Raw genomic sequence first — 15,589 nt, 5'->3', positions numbered from 1 at the left:
GTTATCTGCGCTTGGATTTGGGGCGCTAAACTCTAGGTTTTGCGCCCCGAGAATTGATTACAGCTAGACTTTGAAATCGTCCAAGGATTTGCCCGACGCCAAGGCTTCTTTCAGCCAAAGCGGTCGCGCACCACGGCCCGCCCAGGTTTTGCTGGGATCGTCGGGGTGTTTATAAGCTACCTTCGACGTCTTTTTCGACACGGCTTTGGCGGGTGCTTTCGCATTGGTCAGTTCGTCAAGAGAAAACCCGAGCTCCTTTGCCTTGGCTTTCACCACTGCCAGCGCTTTTGTCTTTTGTTTCTTGTCGTGCCGCGCGATGGCTTTCTCGACGCGGGCTTGCAGCGACTTGAGTTCCGCAAGCGAAAGAGGTTTTAAATCAATTTTTGCCATTTTTGCTGTTTAGCTCCCCAGCTTTTTTGAGTAAGGGCGTAATTATAGCAATTTCATATCAAAATAAAGCACTACGTTTAGTCCAGGCTGCGCAGAAGCTCGGTGGTGGGCCACGCATCTGCCGCCATGCCCAGCCGTTGCTGTTCCGCCTGAACCGCCGCGCGCGTCCCTGATCCCAAAATTCCGTCTATTTTTCCAACGTCATAGCCTTTGGCCGCCAGCTTCTTTTGCAGGCTCTTCATTTCTGCGTCTGATAGGCTGGGCGTCGGGTTGCCGACGTCATAAACCGGGCTGCCTGAAAGCCGCGTCGCGAAATAGGCTGCGGTCGTGACGTAAACGAAGCTTTGGTTCCATTCGAAATAAACGTCGAAATTCGGGTAGGCGATGAACGCAGGACCATTTTTGCCCATCGGCAAAAGCACCGATCCCGTGTCGCCTTGAAAACTGCCGGAACGGGGAGTGACCCCCATAGCCGACCATTCTTGCGTTGTCAGTTTGGTTTCCAGCCCTGTCTTTGTCCAATCCATCTCACTTGGAACCTGCACCTCCTGCAACCATGGTTGGCCCGCTTGCCATCCCAAAGATCGCAGCATTTTTGCGCCCGAGAGCAGCGCGTCGGGCACTGAGGTTTTCAGGCTGACTTTTCCGTCACCATCTCCATCTACACCGTTTTCGATAATATCAGCGGGCAGCATCTGAACCATCCCGACCTCGCCAGCCCAAGCGCCCTTCGTCGTTTTCGGATCAAAGCTGCCGCGTTCAAAAAGCTCCAAAGCTGCAAAAATCTGAGGGCGGAAAAGTTCAGGACGTCTGCAATCGTGGCTCAGTGTGATTAGCGCATTGAGCGTATTAAATTCGCCTTGAACGGCGCCATAATCGGTCTCTAACGCCCAGAATGCCAGAAGAACGCCCGGCGGCACGCCGTATTCGCGCTCTGCCCGTTCGAAGATCGACGCGTATTTTTTCGCATTCGCGCGCCCTTTCTCCAATCGGGAGCCGGAAATGACGAGGCGCGAAAAATCGACAAAATCGCGTTTGAAAACGCCTTGGGCGCGGTCGGCCCTTAGCACTTTCGGATCTTGTCGCGCGGAAGAGAAAAACCGGTCCACACTATCTTGGGTGTGACCTTTGGCAATGGCCTCCTGCTTCAATTCATTTATGAAGGCACCCCAGTCTCCGCCGCATGTCGCATGAACAGTTAGCGGCGTGAACGCGAGGGCGAGCGTTAAAAAATAATGGTGCATAGAAGTCTCCGGAACTGGTTCAGAGCACCCTATGCAATCACCGCCAGCAGAACAACGAACACAAGCGTGAGGCCCCACGTCCTCCACAACGCCGAGACCGCCGCGTCAATGTCATCAGGCCCGATGTCATGCCGTCCTTCGGCATTTACGAAAAGCTCGTCCCCGACAATGCCGTCGTAGCTTCGCGGGCCGGACAGCGCGACGCCAAGCACGCAGGCCATCGCCGCTTCCGGCCATCCGGCATTGGGGGAGCGGTGAAGCCCCGCGTCGCGCCAGATGATTTTCCATGCGTCCATCCGAAGATGTGACAGCGCGATCAACACGGCGGTTAACCGTGCGGCGGGCCAGTTCACGAGGTCGTCCAGCCGTGCGGCAGCCCAGCCGAATTTCTCGTAGCGCGGCGTGCGGTAGCCGATCATGCTGTCGGCGGTGTTGATGGCTTTATAGGCCAGCAATCCAGGCAGCCCTAGCAACACAAACCAGAATACCGGCGCAATGACGCCATCCGACAGGTTCTCGGCGGCGCTCTCGATCGCCCCGCGCGCCACGCCGGAGCGGTCCAATGTGGCCACGTCCCGCCCGACGATCCGGGCGACCATCATGCGCCCGTCGCCAACGCTCAGGCGCAAGGCGCGGGCAACATCGGCTACGTGATCGACAAGCGAGCGTTGCGCGATCAGAATGGCGGCGAGGATGATCTCCACCAACGGACCGAAGGCGGAGAGGATCGCGCCAAGGATCAAAGCGCCAACCATCAGAAGTGCTACCAAGGCCACACCTTTTGCGCGGCGGTCCTTGCCGGAATTGAGGCGCTTCTCCAGCGCTTCGATCAGTCGGCCCATCAGTATGGCGGGATGCGTCAGCCGGTCCCACAGCCATTTCGGCTCGCCCAGCACCGCATCCAGCAGCATTGCCAAGGCGACGGTCAAAGCGCGGCCTCCAGCATGTCCCAGCGGTCGGGGGCGGGAAGGCCCAGACGCAGCCATCGGTCGGAATACGGAAATACGCGCGACCAGACCTGACCCTGCGCCAACTTGTCCTGCCAATGGGCAGCGTCGCCAACGTCATAGAGCCGGAAAAGGCTGGTCCCGCCCACCACGCTGGCGCCGGATTTGGTCATCAGCGCGTCTAGCCGACTGGTGTCATCCTCTAGGCGCTCGCGCGTGCGCTTGGCCCAGTCGGCATCCTCCAATGCCCTCGCGCCGATTTCCAGAGCGGGACCGGAGACGGCCCAAGGGCCGAGCATGTCACCCAGCCGCCTGATTGTTGCGGGGTGGGCAATCGCAAAGCCCAGCCTTAGCCCCGCCAGCCCCCAGAACTTGCCAAAGCTTTTCAGGACCACGCGGTCACGGCGTCTGCTTTGACCAACGTGGCTCGTGTTCGGGGCTATGTCGCAGAAACTCTCGTCGATAATGGTGTTTCCGACAAAGTCGTTCGCGTCCCAAAGCCGCCCGTCCGGATTGTTCGGATGAACCACAACGGTCGTATCCGCGACGCCACGTTCCTGCACCGCCCATCCGGTGGCACGAAAGGCGGCGGCATGTTCGTTATAGGTGGGTGCGGGAATGGTCGCCGTGTTGCCCCCGAAGACGCCGGGCATTCGCGCGATCAAGGCTGACGCGCCGGGGGCCGCGATGATCCCTGCCTCATCCGGCACGTCCCAGAATTTTCGGGCTGCCTGAATTAGCCGATCCTGCGCGGCGCGGTCGGGGAGGGCGGTCCAGGCGTCGGGGGCAACTTCGCCGATCGGGTAAGGCACGGGATTGATCCCCGTCGACAGGTCAAGCCAAGCCGCCCGCGTGCCACCGTAGCGGGCAACGGCGGCGTCCAGTCCGCCGCCATGATCGCGCGGGGTCTCAGTCATCGCTTGGCAGGGGCGGGTGGCGGGTCACGAAGTGGCCTTTGATGGCTTGCGGCCACTGCTTGTAAGGCACTTGGCCGGTGTCGCTTTGCGCATGGAGCGCAGCGTAGCCTACGACCGCCTCGGCGGCTTCCTCGGAGGGCTCGAACTCGCCCACGGTGTAATTCAGCTTGCCCGCCCCTTGGATGGCGACGTTGCAGCCGCGCGTGCATCCCATCAGGCACGAGTGGCGGCGCGTGCGCACCCCGTCGACCCCGTCCGCGGCGGCCTCTATGAGTGCCGCGAATGTTTCGCCATCGGTTTCACCCGAAGCGCGTGCTTCCCAGTCGTCACGTTTGCAGGTGTCGCAGATGGTAATCAGGGTGGTCATCGGTGCCTCGTTCAGCGGTGCGGTTCAGCCGCCCATGAAGCGGAATTCCGCGCAATACGCAAGAAGCTCAACATTGAATGCAATGCGGTGCAACTTCTTAATCATTCGTTAGGGAATTGCGGTGAAGTATGGGGGTGTCTCTTGGATAAGCGACCAATAATATAAGAAACTGCGGGAAGCGTACCGGCCAATCCTTGCCAACGGTCGGAGTAATATATGGAAGTGCTCATTGTCGAAAACGGGGGCGGCCTAGGGCAGCTCTGGGCTGATCATGTTGGACGGCTCGGGTGTCAGGTCCAACTCGTTCATACCCAAACCGACGCCGAAGCGCTCTTGCGGGAGCAGTCCTTCGACGTCTTGGTCATTAATCTCAACCTCCGCCCGCATGCGGGCGATGCGTCAGCTATTGCCGATTACGCAAGTTTCCGCAGGCCGGAGGCCAAGGTGGTGTTTGTGACCAGCAGTAGCTTTTTCTCAGATGGTTCCATCTTCCGCTACATGCCGAACGCCTGTGCGATGGTGCCATCCAGCACCTTGCCGGCCGATTTGGCCGCCGTGGTCGAGTATCATGCGCGTTAAGGTCTAGCCCCGGCCGTGCGGTTCCTGCCAGTCCAGATCGGGATTGATAGGGATGATGCGGTTGGGGTTTATCGTGTCGTGGCTGTAGTGATAGTGGCGCACGATGTGGTGGAAGTTCACCGTCTCGCCAACACCCGGCCATTGGTACAACTCGCGAGTATAGGCCCACAAATTGGGGTAGTCGATCAGCCGCTTGCGGTTGCATTTGAAATGCAGGTGGTAGACCAGATCGAACCGCGCCAGCGTGGTGAACAGTCGCCAGTCAGCTTCCGTTATGTCGTCACCCATCAGGTAGCGGTTGGTGCTCAGGCGCTCCTCCAGCCAGTCGAGACTGTCGAACAGCGGCTCCACAGCGGCGTCATAGGCGTCTTGGCTGGTGGCGAATCCGGCCTTGTAGACCCCGTTGTTCACCGTGTCATAAACGCGCTCGTTGACCTGCTCGATTGCATCACGCTGCGGCTCCGGCCAGAAATCCAGCGTATTGCCCGTCAATCCGTCAAAGGCGGAGTTGAACATCCGGATAATCTCGGAAGACTCGTTGCTCACAATGGTCTCGCGCTCTTTGTCCCACAAAATCGGCACCGTCACGCGACCTGACACCTTCGGGTCGGCCTTCAGGTAAATGTCGCGGGCGAAGGGCAAGCCGTATAGCTTATCGCCTGTCGCGCCATGCGCGTCGGTCTCGAATGTCCACCCGTCGCCCAGCATATCCGGATGCACGACGGAGACCCCGATGAGATCCTCCAGCCCTTTCAGTTTGCGAAAGATCAGCGTGCGATGCGCCCATGGACAAGCGTAGGAGACGTAGAGATGATACCGCCCCGCCGCGGGTTCAAATTCGCCGCCCTCTTCAATCCAGCTGCGGAACTTCGCTGTAGAGCGTTTGAACGCCCCGCCTGTTGATTTTGTATCGTACCAAGTGTCGTGCCAGACACCGTCTACCAGCTGTCCCATCTCAATATCCTTTTCATTGCTTCTCTATGGCTAACAACGCTACGCCCGCGCGTCACCCCGCGTAGATGCACAGAAATTGCGCACTGCGCCGCATTTGGGCTGCGTCCCGCCGGTCTGCCCCATTGCGGCATCGCCTCTCGCCCCATATACCTGCGACTCGAAAGACGAGGGCTCATGGCCCAGAGAGGTTGGCGGCCTTCGGATTGACCCAAGTAGGGGATCCACCGGCTGCATCGTCACGATGCGGGTGTGCGCCCCGATCTCTCCCCTATGGAAGTTTGGATGAAAGGCGCGATCATGTTCCGGATACTAATCACCTTTACACTATTCTTTGGGGCCCCCGCTTCGGCGCATGTGGGCCATGTGGGCGAGTTCGCGGGCCACGACCACTGGGTCGCTGGCGCGGCCTTGGGCGCTGCGCTGGCAGTGTCGATCTGGGGCGCGCTGAAGGGCAAGAAGAATGCCGAAGAGGCTGAGGCACAGGAAGACTCTGAGGCCGAAGAGGAAACGGCATGAGCAAAATCGGTGTCATGATCTGCGGCCACGGCTCGCGGTCTCAGGCGGCAGTGGACCAGTTCTCCGTGCTCGCCGACAAGCTGCCCGCCTACCTGCCGCCGGATTGGGCGGTGGAATACGGTTATCTGGAATTCGCCAACCCCGTGATCCGCGACGGCCTGGACAAGCTGCGCGAACAGGGCTGCGATAAGATCCTCGCCGTGCCGGGCATGCTGTTCGCCGCGATGCACTCCAAGAATGACATCCCCACGGTTTTGAACACCTACGCCGCCAAGCACGGGATTGAGGTCAGCTATGGCCGCGAGTTGGGCGTAGATCCGAAGATGATCGCCGCCGCCGGTGCCCGCATTCAGGACGCCATCGACGCGGCGAACGCCGTATCCCATGTGGCGAACGAGGACACCTGCCTCGTCGTCATCGGTCGCGGCGCGTCCGACCCGGACGCCAACGGCAATGTCGCCAAGATCGCGCGTATGCTGCATGAAGGCCTTGGCCTCGGCTGGCTGGAAATCGGCTATTCCGGTGTGACCTTCCCGCTGGTTGAACCCTGCCTGACCCACGCCGCCAAGCTGGGTTACAAACGCATCGTGGTGTTCCCTTACTTCCTGTTCACCGGCATCCTGATCGACCGCATCTACGGCTTCACCGATCAGGTCGCGGCGCAGCATCCCGACATCGAGTTCGTCAAGGCAGGCTACCTCAACGATCACGACAAGGTTTTGGAAACTTTCGCCGAACGCGTGACCGAGCAGATGGGCGCGAACCCGCCCCCCAATTGCGGCATCTGCGCCTACCGCACTCAGGTTCTTGCAGGCGAGGACGGCGCATCCGTGACGATCCCCGCCGAGGCCCGTCAAGGCCATCCGGCCTTCTCCGACACGCCACCGCCGACCTGCGTGCTGTGCAAATATCGCGTTCAGGTTTTGGGCTTCGAAGGCGAGGTTGGCGCTGTGCAGGAATCGCACCACCACCATGTCGAGGGGCAGGGTGCCAACGCGCCCGGCTCCAACGTCGCAGATTGCGCGCTTTGCGACACGTTCTGCACCGGTATGTGCCGGCTTCAGATGCAGGATCACCACCACCATCATCACCACGATCACGGGCATCACCACCACCACGATCATGATCACGACCACCACCACCACCACGCGCCCTATCCACACGCCAAACATCCGCACGGGCCGGAAAGCGCCCGCAAGGCCAAGGCCTGACTGCTTCATCTTGGTCTAAATATTCCCGCCGGAGGCTCCGCCCTTACAACCCGAGAACGCCCGTGAGACCCTACGAAAAAGACCCCTCGGCGATCTACGCCCAAAGCTTCGCCACGGTCCGCGCCGAGGCCAATCTGGACCGGTTCCCGAACGGCCTCGACCGTCTCGCCACGCGGGTGATCCACGCCTGTGGCATGGTCGAGGTGGCGGACCGTCTGGCTTTCTCGGAAGACGCCTATACCGCGGGCAACCAAGCGCTTGCCGCAGGCAAGCCGATCCTGTGCGATTGCGAAATGGTCGGCGCAGGCATCATTCGCCGCTACCTGCCCGCGAATAACGACGTGATCGTGACCCTCAACGACCCCTCCACCCCCGACCGCGCTGCCGCGATGCGCAACACAAGGTCGGCCGCGGCGGTAGAGTTGTGGGAGCCGCATATTGCAGGTGCCGTGGTCGCCATCGGGAACGCGCCGACCGCCTTGTTCCACCTTCTGGACCTCATTGACCAGGGCTTCCCCAAGCCCGCCGTGATCCTCGGATTCCCCGTGGGCTTCGTCGGGGCGGCTGAGTCCAAGGCAGAACTTGCCGCCAACCCGCGCGGCTGCGATTTCGTCGCTCTCAGGGGCCGCAAAGGCGGCTCCGCGCTCGCCTCCGCCGCCGTTAATGCCCTTGCCGCTGGCCTGCCGGAGGATCAAACATGACCGATAAATGGCTTCACATCGTCGGCATTGGCGAGGACGGCATGGACGGTCTCACCCCCGTCACCCGCGCGGTGGTCGAGGCGGCGGAGGTCATCATCGGCGGCGACCGTCATCATCAGTTGTCCGACAACGTCACCGCCACCCGAGTGGCGTGGCCATCGCCCTTCGACGCGCTGATAGAGACGCTGCAAAGCTACAAAGGCAAGCGCGTCGTGGTCCTCGCCACCGGCGATCCTCTCTGGTTCTCCGTTGGCGCGCGTATCGGGCGGTCCATCGACCCGTCGCAGATCGTCTATCACCCGCAGCTCTCCGCATTCCAACTCACCGCCGCCCGCATGGGCTGGAGCCTTGCCGATGTCGAGACTCTCACCGTGCATGGGCGCCCCGTGCAGCAGATGGTGGCCTTCATCCAGCCCGACCAGCGGTTGATTATTCTGACCACCGGCGCGGACACGCCTGCGCAGATTGCGAAATTCCTGACCGAACGCGGTTTCGGCCAGTCGCAGATGACCGTGCTTGCCTCTATGGGCGGCGACAAAGAACAACGCTTCGATGGCACCGCCGCCGATTGGTCCCATGAGGTGCCCGCCTTCAACACCCTCGCCGTCCACTGCATCGCCGCCCCTGATGCGGCACTTCTGCCGCGTGTTCCCGGCCTCGATGACAGCTTGTTCCAATCCGACGGCACCATGACAAAGCAAGAAGTTCGCGCCGCCACCGTCGCCAAACTGATGCCCATGCGCGGGGCGCTCTTGTGGGACATCGGCACAGGCTCCGGCTCCGTCGCCATCGAATGGATGCGCGCGGCGCGCTATGCCCGCGCGCTGGGGATCGAACCGCGCGCTGACCGCCGTGCCATGGCCGCCGAAAACGCGCTGGCCTTGGGCGCACCCAAGTTGGAGTTGATCGACGGCGAGGTGCCCGCAGCCTTGCACGGCTTGGACGCCCCCGACGCGATCTTCATCGGCGGTGGCCTCAGCCACGAGACATTCGCCATCGCGTGGGACAACCTGCGTCCCTTGGGCCGTTTGGTCGCCAACGCCGTGACGCTGGAAAGCGAGACAATACTCATCGACCTGCACAAGAAGCACGGCGGCGATCTGGTGAAAATCAGCGTGCAACGCGCCAAACCCGTGGGCCGCCTGACCGGCTGGCGCCCGTCGATGACCGTCACACAGTGGAGCTTGGTGAAGCGATGAGCGGCACGCTTTATGGTGTCGGCCTCGGCCCCGGTGATCCCGAGTTGATCACCCTCAAAGCCGCGCGCCTGATCGAAAATGCGACCACCATCGCCTACCCAACGCTGGCGGGTGGCGACAGTTTCGCCCGCGCCATCGCGGCTGGCCTCATTGCCAATGGCACCCGCGAAATCCGTATGGATGTCCCGATGAGCACCGAACGCCAGCCCGCCCAGGATGCCTACGACACCGGCGCCGCAGAGATTGCCGCAGTGCTGGACGCTGGCGAAGACGTGGTTTGCCTCTGTGAGGGCGACCCGTTCTTCTACGGCTCCTTCATGTACCTCTTCGCGCGTCTCTCCAGTCGTTTTGACACGCAAATCATCCCCGGCGTCACCTCTGTCACCGCCTGCGCCGCCCGTGCGGCGATGCCCTTGGCCGCCCGAAACGAACGCCTGACGATCCTGCCGGGCCCCTTGCCCGAAGCCGAATTGCGCCTACGCATCGACGGGGCCGAAAGCGTCGTCATCATGAAAGTCGGCCGCCACTTGCCCAAAATCCGTGCCGTGATCGACGATCTTGGGCTGACAGATCAGGCCATGTATGTCGAACGCGCCACGCTACCGGAAGAGGTGGTCTTGCCGCTCTCTCAAGCGCCCGAAAAGGCGCCATATTTCTCAATAATCCTGCTGACCAAAGGGGCCGATCCATGGCTGTAAAACCCGTCATCCTGTGCCTCAACCGCGCGGGCGAGGCCACCGCGCACCGCATCGCAAAGCTGCTGGACGCCCCCGTGCATGGCCGCGATACCCGCGTCGACCAGGCGGATGTGTTCTTCGCCAACGCGCTGGATCACACGCGGATGCTGTTCCAAGCGGGCACGCCCGTCATCGGCGTCTGCGCCTCCGGCATTCTGATCCGCGCCGTGGCCCCTGTTTTGGCCGATAAAACCACAGAGCCACCCGTGCTGTCCGTCTCAGATGACGGCGCGGTGGTGGTCCCCCTCTTGGGTGGCCACCGTGGCGCGAACCGTCTGGCCGGGCAAATCGCCGAAGCACTAGGCGCAACCGCCGCCGTCACCACCGCAGGCGACGTGGCGCTTGGCGTGGCACTCGACGAGCCGCCCGCAGGTTACCGCCTCGCCAACCCTGAAAACGCCAAAGAGGTCATGGCTAACCTGCTCTCCGGCGCAGGTGCAACCGTTGAAGGCACCGCTCCGTGGCTGGCGGACCTGCCCAAAGGCGACGCTGTCACCATCGCCTGCACCACCGCACCCGCCACGGCGGATCTGGTGTTCCACCCCCAACAAGCTACCCTTGGCGTCGGCTGCGCGCGCAACTGTGCGCCGGAAGAGCTGCACGACCTCGTTATGAAAACCCTAACCGAGGCCAACATCGCGCCCGCTGCGCTCAAGGCGATCTACACGCTGGACCTGAAAGCCGACGAGCCCGCCGTCCACGCCCTGTCCCGTGCCCTCGACATCCCCGTGCGTGTCTTTGACGCCGCCGCACTGGAGGCCGAAACCCCGCGCCTGCAAAACCCGTCCGATGTGGTCTTCGCCGAGGTCGGCACGCATGGCGTGTCTGAGGCCGCAGCGCTGGCTGGGGCGGGCGACAAAGCCACCCTGATTGCGCCCAAGCACAAAACCAAGAACGCAACCTGCGCCATTGCATTGGCCCCCCAACCCATCACCGAACTGCGCGGTCGCGCGCGCGGTAAGCTGTCGATCATCGGCATAGGTCCGGGCCAGCATTCATGGCGCACGCCGGAAGCGTCGCAATTGGTAAACGAGGCCGAAGAACTCGTCGGCTACGGCCTCTATATCGACCTGCTCGGCCCGCTGGCTTACGGAAAACAGCGCTCCGATTTCCCGCTTGGCGGCGAGGAAGACCGATGCCGCTACGCGCTGGAACGCGCGGGCGAGGGGCGTAACGTGGCGCTGATCTGCTCCGGCGACGCGGGCATCTACGCCATGGGCGCGCTGGTGTTCGAACTGCTTGACCGTAGCCCAGAAGACCTCGGCGTCACCGACGCCGCCCGCCGTGTTGAAGTCGTCTCCACCCCCGGCGTCTCGGCCCTGCAAGGCGCCGCTGCCCGCGCGGGCGCGCCCTTGGGTCACGACTTCTGCGCCATCTCGCTGTCGGATTTGCTGACCCCGCGCGAAGATATCGTCAAACGCCTGCACGCCGCCGCCGAAGGCGACTTCGTCATCGCCTTTTACAACCCCGTCTCCATGCGCCGCCGCACGCTTTTGGCCGAGGCGCGCGACATCCTGCTGCAACACCGCCCCGCCGACACACCCGTGATGCTGGCGTCCTCGCTGGGCCGTCCCGAAGAACACGTCCGCTACCGCCGCTTGGACGAATTGGAGGTCGATGAGGTCGACATGTTGACCGTCGTACTGGTCGGCTCCAGCCACTCCAAACTGGCGCAATTGGGTGAAGGCCCGCGCATGTATACCCCGCGCGGCTATGCGCGAAAAATTGACGGCGACCTCGCCAAAACAGGGACATCTTAATGACCGTTTACTTTATCGGCGCAGGGCCGGGTGACCCCGAACTGCTGACCATCAAGGCGCAGAAAACCATCGCCCGCTGCCCCGTCTGCCTCTATGCAGGTTCTCTGGTTCCCGAACAGGTCGTCGCGGGCGCACCCGACGGCGCGCGCGTCATGGACACCGCCCCGATGACCCTCGACGACACCCATGCCGAGATCGTGACGGCCCACGCCAAAGGCCAAGACGTGGCCCGCGTCCATTCCGGTGACCCGTCGCTTTATGGCGCCATCGCCGAGCAAATCCGCCGCCTGAAAGCCGAAGGCATCCCCTACGAAATCATCCCCGGCGTCCCTGCCTACGCTGCCGCCGCCGCCGCGCTGGGGCAGGAACTCACCGTGCCGGAAATCGCGCAATCCATCGTGCTGACCCGCATGTCGATGAAATCGACCTCCATGCCCGCAGGCGAAACCCTGGAAAACTTCGCCCGCACGGGGGCCACCTTGGCGATCCATCTGGGCATCCGCGCGCTGCGCGAGATAGAGCGCCAGTTGATCCCGTATTATGGCGAGGACTGCCCCGTGATTGTCGCATATCGTGCCTCGTGGCCCGACGAGCTTTATCTGCGCGGCACGCTCAAAGACATCCGCGAAAAGGTCCGCGCCGAGAAGATCACCCGCACCGCGTTGATCCTCGTCGGCCCCGCTTTGGCCGAGGTGAAGGACTTCCGCGACAGCGCATTGTACGATCCGGAGACGCCGCATGTCTTGCGCCCGAAGGTGAAGGTTTCATAGAACTGTCTTAAAAACTTGATGTTAACGGGTTCCGTGCTCACTATTCCCTTAGGGAATGTAAAAAGGAATCGGTGTAATGATTGAATTTTTGCCCAAAGAGGTTGCCGACGGGCTTGCGAAGGCGCGGCTGAAAGCAGCTACGAAAAAAACCCGCCTCAGGGTGCAATCCGGCGATGAGCTGATCCCGTTGCTGCGCCTCACATCAACCCATTTCGCCATCGCAAAAGACGTGGCCCCACGTCTGCGCGGCCTTGTCGATATCTATGATGGTGCGCGGCACTTGTATCAGGCGCTGGTGGTGGCGACGTCGTTCGACGGGGACGCTGTGGTGTTCGAATTCAAGCGCAACACGGCAACCGCGGATGGCCCTGCGCTGGACTTCGCACCAGAGGACAACACCCCTGTGGCGCTGCTGCCGAGCCACTAAAGCTCCGCCAGCAACCACGCCTCGAACGCCCGTGCGCTTTCGCTGGGCAGTGCTGTGCCATGAACCAGCCAGTACGCGCGGGGGGACGGCAGCTCGAACGGATGCACCTGCATCAACTCCCCCCGCTCCATGGCCGCGCGGCTGGTCAGGCGGTCGCCCAATGACACGCCTTGTCCGGCTTTTGCGGCGGCTTCCATGATCTGCAAATCCTGAAACACCACGCCCGGCTCCGCCGTATCTGCTCCGCCCGCCGCACTCAGCCAGCGCTGCCAGTCCTGCCGGTTATCCAGATGCAGCAGCGGAAACCGCGTCACTGCCCCCGCATCCGGCAGCATTTGCCCGCCTGCCATCGACGGGGCCGCAACCGGAAAGAAACCCACATCCATCAGCTTGGTCGAGCCTGCGGGAACCTCCTCCGGCATCAAGAAACTTACGTAAAGGTTGTTCCGTCGCCCACCCAGATCGCCATAGCCACGCGGCGTGTTGATCCGCAGCGCAACACCCGGATGCTTGGCCAGAAACCCGCCGATGCGCGGGGCCAGCCAGCTTGCGGCGAAACCCGAAGCGACGTTCAGGGTTAACGACCCCGACAAAATTTGTGTCTCAGACGCGCGGGCGAGGATATCTAGCGCAGGCCCGACCTCCGCCACGTAATGCCGCGCGCGCTCCGTCAGTCGCACCCCGCGCCCTTCGCGCCGGATCAGCGGAAAGCCCAACTGCTCCTCCAATGCCTTCAGTTTATGGCTGATCGCGGATTGCGTCACCGACAGCGCCTCCGCCGTACCGGTGATGGAGCCGGTGCGGGCCAGCGCCACCAAGGCGCGCAGGGCAGAGGTCGATGGGATCGGCATATGAATTCACTTCATGTGATAGCTGAATAATAATCGTATGACATGAGAAAAAATACAGGTCAAACTGGCGTCTTACTTTTAGATGGGGACAATTCATGGAAGCCAGCTTCTCTCGCCGCAAACTCGTCACGCCGCAGGAACTCCGCGCGCTCAACGAACGGTCCGACCTGAAGGGTGCCATGCAGATGGCCAGCCATCTCGGTGCGATAGCGCTCGTGGTCATCCTCCACGCGCAAGCCATGGGCACTGCTTGGGTTTGGCTCACCGGCGCGGCGCTCGGTATTTTGCTGAACTTCCTCTATGCAGCGCAGCACGAGCTTAGCCACGCCACCGTGTTCAAAACCCGCAAGGCGAACGAGGTCTTCGGGCGCATCATCGGTTTCATCCAGCTGTTCCCGCGTGACTTCGATCAGGTGATGCACTTCGCCCACCACACCTATACGCAGGATTGGGAGCGCGACGGCGAGTTGGTCCGCGAGCCCTATACGCTGACCACCTACCTGCTCTGGCTCAGCGGCATCACCTATTGGCGCAACCGCATTTTCGGCAATATCCGCCGCGCCCGCGGGATCATTCTGGAGCCGTTCATCCGCGCCGAGGAAGAGGCCAAGATCATCCGCGAGGCGCGTATTCACGTTGTCCTCTACGCCTTGATCGCTGTCTTCTCCATCGCTGCGGGCTCTTGGGTCGCCGTTACATTCTGGCTGCTGCCAATGGTGCTGACCAAGCCCATCCACCAGTTGCAAAACACCATCGAGCATCTGGGCCTCAGCCACGAGGACGACATTCTGGAGAACACCCGTTCGACCCGCACCAACGCATTTATCCGCTGGCTGTGCTGGCAAATGCCCTATCACACCGCGCACCACGTTTTCCCCGCCGTGCCGTTCTGGAAGCTGCGGGACTTGAACGAAAAGATCGAAGCGCAAGCGGGCGAGGTGCACCGCATGGGCTGGATCGAATTCCAGATCGAGGTGATCCGCAAGCTCATGGCAAAAGACGAAAGCCAATACCCGATGGACGAGGTCTGGGTCGTCCCCACCTCCGGCGGCCGCGCCGCGCGGATACCCGCTGAATGAGGCGGTTACAGGTCTACACCTCCCTCTGGGCGATGCAGCCGCATGACCAGACGGGGGTGAAACTGCCCTACGATCAGGTCTGCGACATGGTCGCAGGCGCGGGCTTCGACGGCATGGCCATTGATCTTGGCGCGTCGGATGTGGAGGTTGCCCACGCCGTCCGCCCGCATATGGAGCGCAACAACCTGACGCCCCTGATCGTCGCCTTCCCCAAGACGGTGGAAAGCCTTGAAGACACGCTGAAAATGGCCAAGGATTTCGGCGCGCCGTTTGTCGACGTCATCGGGCAGGTCATGCCGATTGCACTTGATGACATGGTGCCGGTGATCGAGACGTGGATGGAGATGTCCGACAAAATCGGCATGCCGATCCAGTTCGAAACCCACCGCAACTGCATCACCAATGACCTCTACACCATGCTGCAACTTCTGGACCGCATCCCCGATATGCGGGTCTGCGCCGACCTTAGCCACTATGTCGTGGACCGTGAGTTCTGGTATCCGCTGTCGGATCATGACCTTGGCCTGATCAGCCGCGTCTTGGATCGCTCCGACAGCTTTCAGGGCCGCGTCGCGTCCCGCCAGCAAATCCAGTTGCCGTTGGACTTCCCGCAGCACCAGAAATGGGTCGAGCTGTTCAAAACCTGGTGGCGCGAAGGCATGACATCGTGGCGCGACCGCAACGCAAAAGGCGACTGCATTTTCCTGTGCGAACTTGGCCCACCCGAATACGCGATGACGGGGCCGGACGGCAAAGAGCTGTCCAACCGCTGGGAGGAATCGTTGAAAATCAAAGGCTGGGTTGAAGATATCTGGTCCGAATTGGGTGGCAACGAATAATCTTCGATAAATCAGCGCCTGAGCGGGAGTTTTTCCCACCTCATAGCTGCAAGTCAGGATATCGCGGACAAAATCCGCAAAACAGCCTCCTATGCTGCCTG

General features: G+C 61.8%; 18 protein-coding genes. 11 read left to right on the top strand and 7 right to left on the bottom strand.

Features of this window, described 5'->3' with window-relative positions; all coding sequences use genetic code 11:
* Window positions 1–63: 63 nt before the first annotated feature.
* The 5 genes from THALAR_RS14495 to THALAR_RS14475 all read right to left on the bottom strand — a co-directional run bounded on the left by THALAR_RS14495 (window position 64) and on the right by THALAR_RS14475 (window position 3,865).
* Entirely contained in the window at window positions 64–390 is a 327-nt protein-coding gene (locus THALAR_RS14495; RefSeq protein ID WP_021102338.1) for an H-NS histone family protein, read from the bottom strand.
* Window positions 391–467: 77 nt separating this feature from the next.
* On the bottom strand, window positions 468–1,634 hold the full coding sequence (locus THALAR_RS14490; protein WP_040818887.1) for a lytic murein transglycosylase: 1,167 nt from the start codon (window positions 1,632–1,634) through the stop codon (window positions 468–470).
* Between the two features lie 29 nt (window positions 1,635–1,663).
* Window positions 1,664–2,563, bottom strand: a complete 900-nt coding sequence (cbiB, locus tag THALAR_RS14485; RefSeq protein ID WP_021102336.1) for an adenosylcobinamide-phosphate synthase CbiB — start codon at window positions 2,561–2,563, stop codon at window positions 1,664–1,666.
* A complete protein-coding gene (locus THALAR_RS14480; protein WP_021102335.1) occupies window positions 2,560–3,498 on the bottom strand; it encodes a threonine-phosphate decarboxylase in 939 nt (312 codons plus the stop codon). Before THALAR_RS14480 ends, cbiB begins: the two co-directional genes overlap by 4 nt.
* On the bottom strand, window positions 3,491–3,865 hold the full coding sequence (locus tag THALAR_RS14475; protein WP_021102334.1) for a DUF1636 family protein: 375 nt from the start codon (window positions 3,863–3,865) through the stop codon (window positions 3,491–3,493). Before THALAR_RS14475 ends, THALAR_RS14480 begins: the two co-directional genes overlap by 8 nt.
* Before the next feature lie 216 nt (window positions 3,866–4,081).
* Between THALAR_RS14475 and THALAR_RS14470 the strand changes: the two genes are divergently transcribed.
* Complete coding sequence (locus THALAR_RS14470) at window positions 4,082–4,444, top strand: response regulator (protein ID WP_040818884.1); 363 nt, start codon at window positions 4,082–4,084, stop codon at window positions 4,442–4,444.
* A 3-nt stretch (window positions 4,445–4,447) separates the two neighbouring features.
* On the opposite strand, the gene THALAR_RS14465 is transcribed toward THALAR_RS14470, so the two are convergent.
* Window positions 4,448–5,398, bottom strand: coding sequence for a glutathione S-transferase family protein (locus THALAR_RS14465; protein WP_021102331.1), 951 nt, complete (start codon window positions 5,396–5,398; stop codon window positions 4,448–4,450).
* Between the two features lie 297 nt (window positions 5,399–5,695).
* On the opposite strand from THALAR_RS14465, the gene THALAR_RS14460 reads away from it, so the two are divergent.
* The 8 genes from THALAR_RS14460 to THALAR_RS14425 all read left to right on the top strand — a co-directional run bounded on the left by THALAR_RS14460 (window position 5,696) and on the right by THALAR_RS14425 (window position 12,719).
* Window positions 5,696–5,914 (top strand): DUF6732 family protein, encoded by a 219-nt coding sequence (locus THALAR_RS14460; protein WP_040819296.1) that lies wholly within the window; start codon window positions 5,696–5,698, stop codon window positions 5,912–5,914.
* Window positions 5,911–7,125 (top strand): sirohydrochlorin chelatase, encoded by a 1,215-nt coding sequence (locus THALAR_RS14455; RefSeq protein WP_021102329.1) that lies wholly within the window; start codon window positions 5,911–5,913, stop codon window positions 7,123–7,125. Before THALAR_RS14460 ends, THALAR_RS14455 begins: the two co-directional genes overlap by 4 nt.
* Before the next feature lie 62 nt (window positions 7,126–7,187).
* Window positions 7,188–7,826, top strand: a complete 639-nt coding sequence (locus tag THALAR_RS14450) for a precorrin-8X methylmutase (RefSeq protein WP_021102328.1) — start codon at window positions 7,188–7,190, stop codon at window positions 7,824–7,826.
* Entirely contained in the window at window positions 7,823–9,025 is a 1,203-nt protein-coding gene (cbiE, locus tag THALAR_RS14445; RefSeq protein ID WP_021102327.1) for a precorrin-6y C5,15-methyltransferase (decarboxylating) subunit CbiE, read from the top strand. Before THALAR_RS14450 ends, cbiE begins: the two co-directional genes overlap by 4 nt.
* Complete coding sequence (gene cobI, locus THALAR_RS14440) at window positions 9,022–9,723, top strand: precorrin-2 C(20)-methyltransferase (protein WP_021102326.1); 702 nt, start codon at window positions 9,022–9,024, stop codon at window positions 9,721–9,723. Before cbiE ends, cobI begins: the two co-directional genes overlap by 4 nt.
* Entirely contained in the window at window positions 9,714–11,522 is a 1,809-nt protein-coding gene (cobJ, locus tag THALAR_RS14435; protein WP_021102325.1) for a precorrin-3B C(17)-methyltransferase, read from the top strand. The genes cobI and cobJ overlap by 10 nt, the downstream gene beginning before the upstream one ends.
* The gene (gene cobM / locus THALAR_RS14430; RefSeq protein WP_021102324.1) at window positions 11,522–12,292 is read left to right on the top strand and encodes a precorrin-4 C(11)-methyltransferase; all 771 of its coding nucleotides are present in this window, start codon (window positions 11,522–11,524) and stop codon (window positions 12,290–12,292) included. The genes cobJ and cobM overlap by 1 nt, the downstream gene beginning before the upstream one ends.
* A gap of 76 nt (window positions 12,293–12,368) precedes the next feature.
* Window positions 12,369–12,719, top strand: coding sequence for a hypothetical protein (locus THALAR_RS14425; protein ID WP_021102323.1), 351 nt, complete (start codon window positions 12,369–12,371; stop codon window positions 12,717–12,719).
* Here the strand turns inward: THALAR_RS14425 and THALAR_RS14420 are convergent.
* The gene (locus THALAR_RS14420) at window positions 12,716–13,570 is read right to left on the bottom strand and encodes a LysR family transcriptional regulator (protein ID WP_021102322.1); all 855 of its coding nucleotides are present in this window, start codon (window positions 13,568–13,570) and stop codon (window positions 12,716–12,718) included. The genes THALAR_RS14425 and THALAR_RS14420 overlap by 4 nt on opposite strands.
* A gap of 95 nt (window positions 13,571–13,665) precedes the next feature.
* Between THALAR_RS14420 and THALAR_RS14415 the strand changes: the two genes are divergently transcribed.
* Window positions 13,666–14,649: a fatty acid desaturase gene (locus tag THALAR_RS14415; RefSeq protein ID WP_021102321.1), complete on the top strand. Its 984-nt coding sequence runs from the start codon at window positions 13,666–13,668 to the stop codon at window positions 14,647–14,649.
* Window positions 14,646–15,488 (top strand): sugar phosphate isomerase/epimerase family protein, encoded by an 843-nt coding sequence (locus THALAR_RS14410; RefSeq protein ID WP_021102320.1) that lies wholly within the window; start codon window positions 14,646–14,648, stop codon window positions 15,486–15,488. Before THALAR_RS14415 ends, THALAR_RS14410 begins: the two co-directional genes overlap by 4 nt.
* The last annotated feature ends 101 nt before the right edge of the window (window positions 15,489–15,589 follow it).

The sequence above is a fragment of the Litoreibacter arenae DSM 19593 genome (assembly GCF_000442275.2).
GTDB lineage: Bacteria > Pseudomonadota > Alphaproteobacteria > Rhodobacterales > Rhodobacteraceae > Litoreibacter > Litoreibacter arenae.
The sequence above is the reverse complement of the archived record's forward strand: the minus strand, read 5'-3'. Positions and strand labels throughout refer to the sequence as shown.